This window comes from Aquimarina sp. I32.4, assembly GCF_002924285.1.
GTDB lineage: Bacteria > Bacteroidota > Bacteroidia > Flavobacteriales > Flavobacteriaceae > Aquimarina.
Window position 1 is genome coordinate 30,855 of record NZ_PGUB01000038.1, and the last position, 12,467, is coordinate 43,321.

Annotated in this window: 16 protein-coding genes and 1 tRNA gene; 15 read left to right on the forward strand and 2 right to left on the reverse strand. The window is 31.6% G+C overall.

All coding sequences use genetic code 11. The annotated features are described in order from the left end of the window. The first annotated feature begins 185 nt into the window (after positions 1-185). The 4 genes from trxA (at position 186) to CVD18_RS10515 (ending at position 2,791) form a co-directional block, all read left to right on the forward strand. Entirely contained in the window at positions 186-503 is a 318-nt protein-coding gene (trxA, locus tag CVD18_RS10500) for a thioredoxin (protein ID WP_103865399.1), read from the forward strand. A gap of 134 nt (positions 504-637) precedes the next feature. Further along, positions 638-1,567, forward strand: coding sequence for a DUF58 domain-containing protein (locus CVD18_RS10505; RefSeq protein WP_103865400.1), 930 nt, complete (start codon positions 638-640; stop codon positions 1,565-1,567). Positions 1,568-1,652: 85 nt separating this feature from the next. Continuing rightward, positions 1,653-1,726 (forward strand) — tRNA-Asp (locus CVD18_RS10510). Between the two features lie 333 nt (positions 1,727-2,059). Continuing rightward, on the forward strand, positions 2,060-2,791 hold the full coding sequence (locus CVD18_RS10515; protein WP_103865401.1) for an SIMPL domain-containing protein: 732 nt from the start codon (positions 2,060-2,062) through the stop codon (positions 2,789-2,791). A 4-nt stretch (positions 2,792-2,795) separates the two neighbouring features. Here the strand turns inward: CVD18_RS10515 and CVD18_RS10520 are convergent, their stop codons facing one another. Beyond that, the gene (locus CVD18_RS10520; protein WP_103865402.1) at positions 2,796-3,296 is read right to left on the reverse strand and encodes a DUF456 domain-containing protein; all 501 of its coding nucleotides are present in this window, start codon (positions 3,294-3,296) and stop codon (positions 2,796-2,798) included. A 150-nt stretch (positions 3,297-3,446) separates the two neighbouring features. On the opposite strand from CVD18_RS10520, the gene CVD18_RS10525 reads away from it, so the two are divergent. The 11 genes from CVD18_RS10525 to CVD18_RS10575 all read left to right on the forward strand — a co-directional run bounded on the left by CVD18_RS10525 (position 3,447) and on the right by CVD18_RS10575 (position 12,000). Next, positions 3,447-3,923: a hypothetical protein gene (locus CVD18_RS10525; RefSeq protein WP_103865403.1), complete on the forward strand. Its 477-nt coding sequence runs from the start codon at positions 3,447-3,449 to the stop codon at positions 3,921-3,923. A gap of 56 nt (positions 3,924-3,979) precedes the next feature. Next, complete coding sequence (locus CVD18_RS10530; RefSeq protein ID WP_103865404.1) at positions 3,980-4,483, forward strand: hypothetical protein; 504 nt, start codon at positions 3,980-3,982, stop codon at positions 4,481-4,483. Between the two features lie 159 nt (positions 4,484-4,642). Beyond that, positions 4,643-5,122, forward strand: a complete 480-nt coding sequence (locus CVD18_RS10535) for a hypothetical protein (RefSeq protein WP_103865405.1) — start codon at positions 4,643-4,645, stop codon at positions 5,120-5,122. A gap of 56 nt (positions 5,123-5,178) precedes the next feature. Further along, positions 5,179-5,736, forward strand: coding sequence for a crossover junction endodeoxyribonuclease RuvC (ruvC, locus tag CVD18_RS10540; RefSeq protein ID WP_103865406.1), 558 nt, complete (start codon positions 5,179-5,181; stop codon positions 5,734-5,736). 58 nt (positions 5,737-5,794) lie between these two features. After that, positions 5,795-6,931: a radical SAM family heme chaperone HemW gene (hemW, locus tag CVD18_RS10545; RefSeq protein ID WP_103865407.1), complete on the forward strand. Its 1,137-nt coding sequence runs from the start codon at positions 5,795-5,797 to the stop codon at positions 6,929-6,931. 30 nt (positions 6,932-6,961) lie between these two features. Continuing rightward, positions 6,962-7,708: a cyclase family protein gene (locus tag CVD18_RS10550; RefSeq protein WP_103865408.1), complete on the forward strand. Its 747-nt coding sequence runs from the start codon at positions 6,962-6,964 to the stop codon at positions 7,706-7,708. Positions 7,709-7,844: 136 nt separating this feature from the next. Further along, a complete protein-coding gene (locus CVD18_RS10555) occupies positions 7,845-8,216 on the forward strand; it encodes a hypothetical protein (protein ID WP_103865409.1) in 372 nt (123 codons plus the stop codon). Positions 8,217-8,306: 90 nt separating this feature from the next. Continuing rightward, positions 8,307-8,924, forward strand: a complete 618-nt coding sequence (locus CVD18_RS10560; RefSeq protein ID WP_103865410.1) for a DUF4230 domain-containing protein — start codon at positions 8,307-8,309, stop codon at positions 8,922-8,924. A gap of 40 nt (positions 8,925-8,964) precedes the next feature. Continuing rightward, positions 8,965-9,321, forward strand: coding sequence for an MmcQ/YjbR family DNA-binding protein (locus tag CVD18_RS10565; RefSeq protein ID WP_103865411.1), 357 nt, complete (start codon positions 8,965-8,967; stop codon positions 9,319-9,321). Between the two features lie 140 nt (positions 9,322-9,461). Then, positions 9,462-11,231 (forward strand): DNA mismatch repair protein MutS, encoded by a 1,770-nt coding sequence (locus tag CVD18_RS10570; protein WP_103865412.1) that lies wholly within the window; start codon positions 9,462-9,464, stop codon positions 11,229-11,231. Positions 11,232-11,661: 430 nt separating this feature from the next. Next, positions 11,662-12,000 carry a hypothetical protein gene (locus CVD18_RS10575; RefSeq protein ID WP_103865413.1) on the forward strand — a complete coding sequence of 113 codons (339 nt, stop codon included), beginning with the start codon at positions 11,662-11,664 and terminating at the stop codon, positions 11,998-12,000. Positions 12,001-12,089: 89 nt separating this feature from the next. Here the strand turns inward: CVD18_RS10575 and CVD18_RS10580 are convergent, their stop codons facing one another. Beyond that, on the reverse strand, positions 12,090-12,290 hold the full coding sequence (locus CVD18_RS10580; protein WP_103865414.1) for a hypothetical protein: 201 nt from the start codon (positions 12,288-12,290) through the stop codon (positions 12,090-12,092). Positions 12,291-12,467: the final 177 nt, after the last annotated feature.

Sequence of the window (12,467 nt, forward strand, 5' to 3'; positions counted from 1 at the left end):
AACGTAGAGTACACAAAGAATATTAAATTATTCTGTATCAGAATAATTTAATAGTATATTTGATATCAAGTTTTTCAATACCTCTATAGTCAAAACAAATATTACAGCTGTAAGCTTTGGCAGAATTATTGACTAATTTTGTGAATAATAAAAACAAACAAGAATTTTTTAAATAATAAATAACTATGGCACTAGAAATAACAGACGCTACTTTTGACGAGGTAGTACTTAAAAGCGACAAACCCGTATTAGTAGATTTTTGGGCAGCGTGGTGTGGTCCATGTAGAATGGTAGGTCCTATCATCGAACAAATTAGTGATGAATATGATGGAAAAGCCGTTGTTGGTAAAGTAGATGTTGACGCCAACCAAGAGTTTGCAGCAAAATACGGTGTAAGAAATATCCCTACAGTATTAGTTTTTCAAAATGGTGAAGTTGTAGGTCGTCAAGTAGGTGTATCGCCAAAAAATGTGTACGCTGAAGCATTAGATTCTCTTTTGTAACAGAAAAAGTATCATAAAAATAAAAAAAGGTTTGACCTAAAAGTCAAACCTTTTTTTATGAATACTATTTTGCAATACGTATATTGGTGTCAAACTAATAATACATGTCTTCACTTTTTACCAAAGAATAATCCATGGATATTCAAAAAGAGATAAATAAAACAGGTGGTTTTACCAACCTAGAATTACTAGCAAAACAAGTTGTAGAGGGCTTCATATCTGGTATGCATAAAAGTCCTTTTCACGGTTTCTCTGCAGAATTTGCTGAACATAAGGTATACAACAACGGAGAGAGTACCAAACATATAGATTGGAAACTGTTTGCTAAAACCGATAAACTTTTTACCAAACGTTATGAAGAAGAGACCAATTTAAGATGTCATATTATTATAGACAATTCTTCTTCTATGCACTATCCTGAAGTAAAAGAGCATCACATTGGGTCATTAAACAAAATTAGCTTTTCTGTGCTAGCTACTGCTTGTTTAATGAATATCCTAAAAAAGCAACGTGATGCCATAGGTTTAAGCATCTATAGTGATCAATATGATTATTATGCTCCAGAAAAAGGTAGTGAAAGACATCATCAAATGCTCCTTAATCAACTCAACAAAACAATAACGACCCGTTCTGAAAGTAAAAACACTGATACATTTAAGTTTTTACATCTTATTGCTGAAAAAATTCATCGCCGTTCATTGATCTTTTTGTTTACCGATATGCTACAAGCAACATCTAATCCCGAAAAATTATTTGAAGCCCTTAGACACCTCAAACACAACAAACACGAAGTAATTCTTTTTCATACTTTTGACAGTAGTAAGGAACTACAGTTTGATTTTAACAATCAACCTACTCGATTTGTTGATGTAGAAACTGGAGATTTCATCAACTTATATGCAGATACCATTAGAGAAAATTATCAAAAAGAGGTCTCTTCTTACTTTTATGATCTAAAAATGAAGTGTGGTCAATACGGTATAAAGTATGTAGCATCAGATACCACAAAAGATTTCAATAAAATTATGACCACATACTTTACTGAAAGACAGAAATTTGCCTAACCCCCACTAAAAAAAATGAAAAAAAACGAAAAAAACATTTGTGAGTATGAAAATGAGGTGTATATTTGCATCCGCAATACGGCCTGGTCTGGTAGTTCAGTTGGTTAGAATACCTGCCTGTCACGCAGGGGGTCGCGGGTTCGAGTCCCGTCCAGACCGCAAAATTGCTAAAAGCTTCAATGTTTATTGAAGCTTTTTTTAGCGCAAAAATGTTGTGTTGTCTCACGCCTAGCGTGAGTGGTTTAGTAGTAAACCGATGAGAAGCTTTTCCATAAATTTGGAGAGGCTTTTTTTAATGGATTAAGGGATCAAGACCAAAAGTTGTGTTTATGCAAATATTCTGGTTAATCTAAACAAGATGATTTCTGTTTTTTTCTGACAGCTTATTATCAAAAGTTACAGATCAAGTACATATTTCACAAAAATCCCTGAATCCCGTGAGGTAAACTTCTTTTTTTATCAATACTTTAGACCTATCAAAATCATCAAGTAATGAAATCTAATATTAGTTCTGCTATTTTTTCATTAGCAATTATCATTGCATCCATCGTTTTAGGAAACGCATACATGAACAGAAATAAGCCAGAAAGAACAATTACAGTTACTGGTCATGGCACAACAAATTTCAGCTCTGATTTGATTGTCTGGGAGGGAGAGTTTACAAAATCAAGTATTGATCTACAACAAGCATATACAGATCTTAAAGAAGATAAAAAAATCGTTATTGATTACTTAACAACTCAAGGAATCAATATAAAATCTGTAGTTTTTAATGCAGTAACTACTAATCGAACAACTAAGCCAAATTATTCTGAAAAGGGAAATTATCTTGGCGAAAGCTTTACAGGGTATCAATTATCGCAAATCATAAAAATAAACTCTAATGAGGTCGATAAAGTAGAAAAAATATCTCGTGAAATTACAGAGTTATTAAATAAGGGTGTTCAATTTTATTCTAAGCAACCTAGGTATTACTACACTAAACTTGCAGAATTAAAGATTGAGATGATTTCAAAAGCTACAGAAAATGCACAATTGAGAGCAGAGAAAATAGCTAAAAATTCTGGATCAACCTTGGATGAGTTAACTCTTGCTAAAATGGGGATTTTTCAAATCACAGGAAGACACTCTGGAGAAGATCACTCTTGGGGCGGTGCTCTAAATACTTCTTCGAGAGAAAAAACAGCTGCTATCACTACAAAATTAACGTATACGTTAGAATAAAAATTTAAAACAACCCTTCCCAATTTTCTGATATTTTAATAAAGTAGAATATCAAAAAACCTATAGACACAATAAATTTCAGAAAAGTCCCTGCCAAAAAACCAACAAAAGAGCCAAAGGCTGCTTTTAATGCTTTTGAAGACTCACTGCTATCTTTTATTAACTCTCCAATAAAAGCTCCAGCAAAAGGTCCTATTATAATCCCAAAAGGCCCCATGTACATAATTCCAACAATAAGCCCTAGAGAACTACCAATCATTCCATATTTGGTTCCACCAAATTGTTTTGTTCCCATTACTGGAACAATATAATCAAGCGCCCAAACTATTATTGATATCCCCAGAGTAACACCTAGAAAAGTCCAATTTTCTGTAATTGCATCTGTAAAATGAAGAATCAATAATCCAATCCAAGAAGTAAACGGTCCTGGTAATACGGGAAGAAAACTTCCTACAACTCCCAAAACACAAAATAAGAAACCTATGATGAGCAAAGCTATATCCATACTCTATTTTTACTTATATGACGGTAATGTTTCTGATTCGTTACGTCAAGATCAATTAACTTTCCCTCTGGATTATTAAAAAAGTTATTCTCTCATCGGTATACTTTTATTTACTTTTTTTGTCTATATAAATATTGACAAACCATTATTTTGACTACAAACTACCCTTTAGCCATACGATCTCTCTTTATATCATTCATACTATTTACAATATACTCAACCTCTAATGCTCAGGAGAACCCTTCAATAAAATGTAAAAACGTAACGAATGAACGGGTAAGAAAAAATTGTATAATCAATACCATTCAAGAATTTGTAGACTCAAATTATGACATTACTGCTATCACTCCCTATGCCAAACCAGGAAATAATAAAATATATACTAGGTTTAAAATTGATCAAACTGGAAAAATCATTAGTATTAAAGCCAAATCATCATCTACAGCACTAGAACTAGAAGCCATAAAGACACTGCAATCCTTCCCTTACCTTATTCCTACTTCAAAAACAGCTTCTACAAACAAAAAAGAAGTGTTTGATAATGTATTCACTCTACTCATAACCTTTGATGTAAAAATGACAGAAATAAACCTTTCTCCTCAAGGAAAAATAACCGACAACGATTAATACTCCCTCAACAGTTTTTACTCACTAAGTGAGATTTTAACACTCCAAGGCTTACTTTGAAATTAAAGGTTCCTTCTTATAATTTATCACTTGATTCTAAGGATACAGATTCATCAAAAAAATTATTGGATGATATAATAGGTAATTCAGGAAACAAACCTACAACACCTCTTGAAAACAAAATTTTAGAACCAAAATGCCCTAATAAAAATGCAGCATACGACCTTCATCTGGACAACTACCTAAGACTTACTAATAAAGAAGGTTCTGAAATAATCATACATATAATTTCTACCGAAACTTCAAAAAATATAAGAACAGCATATCTTAAAAAGAATAGTACAGGTTCTATCAAGAATATACCTAAAGGTAAATATAAAGTTCATCTCACCTATGGAAGTCACTATGCAGAAAAAACTAATAATGGTATTTGTACAGTATATTTTAAAAACGAAAAAGCTTCAGAAACAAACAAAAATATACTTGATTTACCCCCAATAAAAACAGATAAAGGTATAAATGTACCTAGTTACAATCTAGATATAACAAAAGAGAGATAGTAAATTATAACATTTTCTTTTATCACCATAACATAAGAAAATAAGGTAACTAATAATCAAAAAATCATATCTCTAAAGCCAAAAAAAACAAAAGAGCACAACACGTCTCTTTCTCTTAAAAATTTTATGTAGTTTGGCAATCCAAATAGTTTATGGATAATGAGTGTAAGAAATTGGCATATTGGTCTATTGATTTTTACTTTATTTTCTTGTGATAGTTTTGTGCTCAAAAAAGAAAACAAAGAAGATATGGTAAAAGAGGGGTTAGAAAAACTTAATTGGAATGAAGTAGATCAACCCCCTCTTTTTGATGCTTGTAAATCAAAATCTGAAGAATTACTAAAACAATGTTTTCAAAATACTATTACGCAACACATCAATAGTTATCTCACAAAACAAACCTTCAAAGTCAAAAAAACTATAAATGATACTATTTGGGTACCGCTCCTTATTACCAAAGAAGGAGAAATTATATTAGAAGATTTTGCTCCACCTTATGAGATAGCAATACAAATTCCTACTCTAAAAATCAATTTAGAAAAAAGCATCAATTCTTTGCCAGAAGTTAAACCAGCACATACTCGCAGCACACCTGTTACGAGTAGATACAAACTCCCTTTGGTAATACATATCAATTAATATACTATATCCATCCTTATTCTTAATTGCGTAGTTTTGTAAAAAAGTTGTATCTCTTGGAAAACGAAAAAATCATATTAGGTATTGATCCTGGAACCATAATAATGGGGTTTGGACTTATTAAAATTGTAAATAAAAAGATGTCATTTTTACAATTAAATGAATTACAGCTTGGTAAATATGATGATCACTATCTAAAATTGAAACTTATTTTTGAACGCACAGTAGAACTTATTGATACCTATCATCCTGATGAGATAGCTATTGAGGCTCCTTTTTTTGGCAAGAATGTACAATCTATGCTCAAATTGGGTCGTGCTCAAGGAGTAGCTATGGCTGCAGGATTAAGCAGAGAAGTACCTATTACCGAATACTCGCCAAAAAAAATAAAAATGGCCATTACAGGTAACGGTAATGCTAGTAAGGAACAAGTAGCAAAAATGTTACAGAGTTTATTAAAAATCAAAACATTACCTAAAAATCTAGATTCTACAGATGGACTAGCAGCAGCAGTATGTCATTTTTATAATATGGGTCGTGCAGATATTGTAGGTAAAAGCTATAGCGGATGGGCATCGTTTGTAAAACAAAACGAAAAACGAGTCAAAAAATAAAACAGTCTTTTTTTGATACTATCAAATCTGTAAATTATAATTCCAAAAACACAACATTATCAGCGGTATCTATATCCATATTCCTTTTTGCAAACAAGCTTGCCATTATTGTGACTTTCACTTTTCTACTTCTATGAAAAGAAAAGACGACGTAATCACCGCTATATGTAATGAAATTGTATTAAGGAAATCAGAGATACCTTCTGATACTATTATAAAGACCATTTATTTTGGTGGAGGCACCCCTACAGTATTATCAATAGACGAGTTACAACTCATTATCAATACAATCTACACATATTATAAGATTGCAAAAGATGCAGAAATTACCATTGAAGCTAACCCAGATGATCTAACCGAAGAAAAAATAAAATCTCTGGCAAAAAGCAATGTAAACCGTTTGAGTATTGGTATTCAATCCTTTTTTGAAGAAGATCTCAAAATGATGAATAGAGCTCACAATGCTAAGGAAGCCAAAAAATCACTATCGATAGCAACTCAATACTTTAACAACATATCTATAGATCTGATCTATGGTATCCCCAATATGTCTATAGATCGTTGGAAACAAAATATTCAACTTGCACTAGATTTCAAAATCCCTCATATCTCTTGCTATGCCCTTACTGTAGAACCCAAAACAGCTTTACCTAAATTAATTGAAAAAGGAAAAATCCCATCTATAGATGATCATCTTGCTCAAAAACATTTTATAACCCTGATTGATACATTAGAAAACGAAGGTTTTGTACATTACGAACTTTCTAATTTTGGAAAACCTGGGTATTTTAGCAAAAATAATACTGCATATTGGCAAGGAAAACAGTATTTAGGCATTGGCCCATCTGCCCATTCTTTTAATGGACAACAACGAAGTTGGAACATAAGCAATAACATAAAGTACAGCAATACACTACAACAAAATAAACTACCTAGAGAAATTGAAAATTTGACCATCACAGATCGTTATAATGAATATATTATGACAGGCCTACGCACTATCTGGGGTGTATCACTACAAAAAATAGAAAAAGAATTTGGAGATCAATACAAACAATACCTACTTAAACAAATACAAAAATTCATCGATAAAGGGCTGTTGTCTCTAGAAAAAGGGAATCTCTTGGTAACCAAAAAAGGAAAGTTTTTGAGTGATGGTATCTCAAGTGATCTTTTCTTCCTAAATTTAGAGTGACTTTCTGTTTCAAAACGGTTGATATAATTTATGATTACAACAATAACACATCAAGGCAAATCTTACCATGTCGACCTATCTAAGCCACTAGATATATCAATTCCTCTAAGAGCCTCTACAAACAATGTGAATGCATGGTATATCAAGTCTCCCAAGATAGAACCTGTAACAAATGGGGGTTGGGTAGGAAAAGTATCAGAAGGGGCATCTACCAACTTTAATAACATTCTTTTCAACCCTCATGGTCATGGTACACATACTGAATGTGTAGGGCATATCACACCAGAATCACACAGCATTAACCAAATATTAAAACATTTTTTCTGTATTACCGAAGTCATCACTATACAGCCTAAAAAGAAAAATGAAGACTATATAATTGACAAAGATCAAATTGCTCAAGCACTTACCTCACCTGCCGCCGAAGCTCTGATAATAAGAACCCTACCAAATACAAAAGAAAAATGTAGTAAGCAATATTCTAATACCAATTGGCCATATCTCACAGAAGAAGCAGCCATTTATATTAGAGAACAATCTATTGATCACTTACTTATTGATCTACCTTCTGTTGACAAAGAAAAAGATGATGGTAAATTAGTAGCTCATAAAGCTTTTTGGAACTATCCAACTGCCACTCGCTACCACGCTACAATTACAGAAATGGTCTACGTAAAAAATAAGATTCCTGATGGTCAATACCTCCTTAATCTTATGATTGCACCTTTTGAAAATGATGCATCACCCAGTAAGCCTATCCTCTACACAATCTTATAATAACAAAACCTATACTATCGATAAAACCCTAGCTCTTAGCACTATCATATTTTTAACTAAACAATAACAAAGTATAAACCAACCTTTTTAGCATCCTAACATCTAACGTATAAGTTATATTCTAAAATCAACAATTATGTCTCATTCACTCAAAATATTATCCTTGTTGTTTATATCAATTGCTTTCTTTTCCTGCACAGCAAGCAATGATAAATTTGCAAAAACTGAAACTGATAGTATCGCAAAACTTACGATCACTCCAAAACAATGCAAAGAACCATGGATTGGAATAGAAGGTGGAAGTCTCGAAAACAAGGTTTCTAAATACCTAAAACACATAAATATCAATCTTATAAGTTTTGAAGATGCTACCCCTAAAGATATGATGATGTGTGAAGCTTGTGAAGTATGCTTAGGCCCTACCATAATTATAACAGTAAACAAAAACCATATTAAATCTTTACAAGACAAAGGATTTTCATTAGTCACTGATGAATCCAAAAAATAATTTTTACTTTCTTAAAAACGATATAATATGCTATCTATAAAAATATAGTACACGTAGTTTCTTAAACGATATTCTTCCTATCTTTACGCCATGGAGTTATTGTTTATAGGGCTTTTGGGAGGCTCGGTTATGGCATATTTTATTTTTGCAAGATTCAGTGCTGCAAAAAATAAATCATCGGTACAAACACAATCTGTTGTGCTTAAAGAAAAAATAAAAAGCGTCTGTAAACTCGTGACAGTAGAAGGGGATTTTGCAGAGATATATCATTATGAAAGTGTAAAAGAAAAGTTTTTTAAACTATTATCAGGTACAAAAAAAGCATTGATTATCATAGAAGCCAAAGCCCACGTAGGCTTTGATTTATCACAAATAACCCTAGAAAGTGATACTAAAAAAAAGAAAATCATTCTTACCCATTTTCCGCAACCTAAACTACTTACTATAGAAACCGATTTTAAGTACTATGATAAAAAAGAAGGTTGGCTCAATCCATTTACCTCTTCTGACCTTACAGATCTTAATAAAGAAGCCAAACAATTTATAAAAGATAAAATTCCTCAAAGTGGACTTATGGAGTCTGCAAAAAAGGAAGCAATAACAGCTATTTCTCTTATGGAAACCCTTGCTGAGTCAATTGGCTGGACACTAGACTATTCTGCTCTAAAACTAAATAACAATAATCAAGATACAAAACAGTTAGAATAATAAACCTTCTTCTGAATTATAAAGAAAAATAAGGCAAAAAATGAATATAGAAACTTTTAGGGATTATTGCTTATCAAAAAAAGGAGTGACAGAAGAGTTTCCTTTTGATGAAAAAACACTTGTTTTTAAGGTGATGGGCAAAATGTTTGCCCTTACTGGCCTAGAACGCATCCCTTTTAGTGTGAACCTAAAATGTGACCCAGACCGCTCTATAGAACTTCGAGAATATCACCCAGAAATAACTCCAGGATATCATATGAGTAAAAAACATTGGAATACTGTTAACTTTTCTGGTAGTTTGTCTACTAATATAATAATCGAACTTATTGATCACTCTTATAACCTTGTTGTAAGCGGATTGACAAAAAAAGTGAAAAAAGAATTAGATAACCTTTAGCATCAAAAAAACAAAACTATTAATATCTTCTTTTGATATACATAAAAGTATGTAGCAAATAATCATCTTATACATAGACAAGTTAATTTGGTATGTATAATCAAAAAAGATACATCCTATTTCTGTTTTTTATACACAATATGAATACACCTCAGCAATTTTATACAGAACAAATCTCTCTATACACACAATCATTAAAAAAAGCAAAAAAACAGCTAGCGCTTTCTAGCACTATTCGTTTATTTCTTTTTATCAGTATAGTTCTCGGAATCTATTTTGGATACCCCAACACCCAGATTATTATTGGTAGTATTGTTGTAGGAGTCGTCGCCTTTATTTTTTTAGTAAACAGACATACAGACCTTACCTACACCAAAAACAAGTTACAAAAGCTAATTGATTCTAACCAACTAGAGCTCGATGTGTTTGAGGGTGACACAAGCAAACTTACATCTGGAAAAGAATTTATAAACGCTAGTCATTTTTATAGTCATGATATTGACTTGTTTGGAGAACAATCTTTTTTTCAATTCGCTAATCGTACCACTACTCTTGCTGGAAAAAACAAATTAGCCTCTATACTTACTGCTAACACTATTGATGATATCGAGAAAAAACAAGATGCCATTCAAAACATTGCCAAACTCCCTCAATGGCGGCAGGAATTCAGTGCTATCGCCTCAATGGTTCATGTTACTGTATCAATTCCCACAATCCAAAAGTGGTTACAACATTACACCTCTTTTGTACCTCGTATTATGCGTGTACTACCTATTATAATATCAGTAATATCTGCTATAATGTTATTCTTATTATTTACAGAAATTATTACTTTTAATCTATTTCTGATATGGTTTTTTATAGGACTTGCCATCACAGGAACACAATTGAAAAAGATAAACAAACTCTATAGTGATGCCAATAAAGTAAAAAGCACATTTGAACAATACTATAAACTTGTTTATAAAATTGAAAATACCGTTTTTGAGTCTTCTTTACTACAAGAAAAACAACAATTAGTAATTCATGAACGAGAAAAAGCCTCTCATACCCTAAAACAATTTGCTAGTATACTTAATGCTTTTGATCAACGTAACAATATGATGTTTGGCGTTATTGCCAATGGACTAATGTTATGGGACATTAAACAAAGTTATCGCATAGAGCAGTGGATTACCAAAAACCACGACAAAGTAGCGCAATGGTTTGAAGTAATCGCCTTTTTTGATGCATACAACTCTTTAGGTAATTTCTCCTTTAATCATCCTGAGTACATATATCCAAAAATAACTAATAACAACATCATTATCAATGCTCAAAATATAGGACACCCTATGCTCAATCCAAACAAAAGGATAGACAATGATATCACAATTGATAAAGAACAATTTTTGATTATTACAGGAGCTAATATGGCAGGAAAAAGTACATTTTTACGCACCATAGCCTTACAAATTGTTATGTCAAATATAGGATTGCCTATATGTGCAAAAAGCTGCGAATATCGCCCCATCAAACTTATTAGTAGTATGAGAACATCAGACTCTCTTAGTGATGATGCTTCTTATTTCTTTTCAGAACTCACTCAGCTTAAAAAAATAGTAAATGCTCTCAAAAAAGATACCTATTTTATTATCCTGGATGAAATTCTAAAAGGAACTAATAGTAAAGATAAAGCTGCAGGGTCTCGTAAATTTGTAGAAAAACTTGTTGATGCTAGAGCTACTGGTATTATTGCAACTCATGATTTGAGCCTTTGTGAAATTGCAACAGAACTATCCCAAGTGAAAAATCGATTTTTTGATGCTCAAATTATCAACGACGAACTTTATTTTGATTATAAATTCAAAGAAGGTATTTGCCAAAATATGAACGCTTCTTTCTTGCTACAAAAGATGGGAATCGTATAATCAAATTTTAACACTTAAATAACTAAAAAACTATATTTTAAGGAGAATTTAATAAAACTCCCCTGCCTAAAAAGGGGTTTAATCCCCTGAACAACCAATCCTAAAATATCATACATTTGGTATAACAAAAAACATACAATTAGAATACACAAAAAAATCATCGCTATCAACATTTAAAACATCCAAATTTTATAAAAGATAGCATCAAAAAAAGACAGGGAATTCTTTTTGAACCCAAAAGATTATAAATTTAATCTTTTGGGTTTCTTTTTCTACAAAAAACTATATCCTTTTTATCAATGTTAGTCAGCATTATCACTCAAAATATTTGCACTGAATAATTTTATTGTAATACTACTGAGATTACTATCAATTCTCAATTGGCATAACCAAATTTTATCATAAACTTGCATTCTTAAAACAATAAAAAATGAGCGCCTTAAAATCAAAAGCAATATTTACTATTCAAAAAGGAAAATTAGAAAATTTTAAAGATATTGCCACTCAATGTATCAACTGTGTTAAACAAAAAGATAAAAGCACATTAAAATACGATTGGTATTTTAGTGATAATCTATGTATTGTAGATGAGGAGTTTTCTGATTCAGAAGCAATGCTTTCTCATATGCAAAATCTTGGTAAACTTCCTCTTAACCTTACAAAAATAGCAACTTTTAATCTAGAAATTTATGGTTCACCTACATCTAAATTAATGAATGCATTAAAAGCTTTAAACCCCACAGTGTTTAATTTTTACAAAGGATTATAGTATTAATAGGTATCCATCAATCACACTTCTATTGTATTTCAAAAGATGCAATTAGAATTAAATAAAATGTTATAGTACAAAAGAGAAAGTTATAAAAAACATAAATCCATTACCTCTAAAAATTCGATCACTTCTCCATTAGGACTATACACCAAGCTATTGGTTGCCGTGATCGATTTTTTGCCACTATTTAATGCTAAAGTAGTTTTTGGAGATAATGCTTTGCCACCTCTACTTATAGCAAAGTCAAAAGCTTTTTGTGCATCTTTTACTCCAAAACAAATATGCATAATCGAATTTTCTACAAACTCTTCTCCTTTTATTCTTTTTGGCTAAGTTCTAAAATACATATGATCTAGTGCTATATTTTTAAAATTCATCCAAGTTTGGTTCGAAGTGAACGCAATTGCTGTGACCATTGCCATTTTCGTGGTTACATTTTTTACTTTTTCTAACACTAAAAACCA

Bases quoted from the DNA above. Each gene is read 5' to 3' on its own strand.
- trxA (WP_103865399.1), top strand. From the start codon at position 186: ATGGCACTAGAAATAACAGACGCTACTTTTGACGAGGTAGTACTTAAA.
- CVD18_RS10505 (WP_103865400.1), top strand. From the start codon at position 638: ATGGATATTCAAAAAGAGATAAATAAAACAGGTGGTTTTACCAACCTA.
- CVD18_RS10515 (WP_103865401.1), top strand. From the start codon at position 2,060: ATGAAATCTAATATTAGTTCTGCTATTTTTTCATTAGCAATTATCATT.
- CVD18_RS10520 (WP_103865402.1), bottom strand. From the start codon at position 3,296: ATGGATATAGCTTTGCTCATCATAGGTTTCTTATTTTGTGTTTTGGGA.
- CVD18_RS10535 (WP_103865405.1), top strand. From the start codon at position 4,643: ATGAGTGTAAGAAATTGGCATATTGGTCTATTGATTTTTACTTTATTT.
- CVD18_RS10550 (WP_103865408.1), top strand. From the start codon at position 6,962: ATGATTACAACAATAACACATCAAGGCAAATCTTACCATGTCGACCTA.
- CVD18_RS10555 (WP_103865409.1), top strand. From the start codon at position 7,845: ATGTCTCATTCACTCAAAATATTATCCTTGTTGTTTATATCAATTGCT.
- CVD18_RS10560 (WP_103865410.1), top strand. From the start codon at position 8,307: ATGGAGTTATTGTTTATAGGGCTTTTGGGAGGCTCGGTTATGGCATAT.
- CVD18_RS10565 (WP_103865411.1), top strand. From the start codon at position 8,965: ATGAATATAGAAACTTTTAGGGATTATTGCTTATCAAAAAAAGGAGTG.
- CVD18_RS10570 (WP_103865412.1), top strand. From the start codon at position 9,462: ATGAATACACCTCAGCAATTTTATACAGAACAAATCTCTCTATACACA.
- CVD18_RS10575 (WP_103865413.1), top strand. From the start codon at position 11,662: ATGAGCGCCTTAAAATCAAAAGCAATATTTACTATTCAAAAAGGAAAA.
- CVD18_RS10580 (WP_103865414.1), bottom strand. From the start codon at position 12,290: ATGCATATTTGTTTTGGAGTAAAAGATGCACAAAAAGCTTTTGACTTT.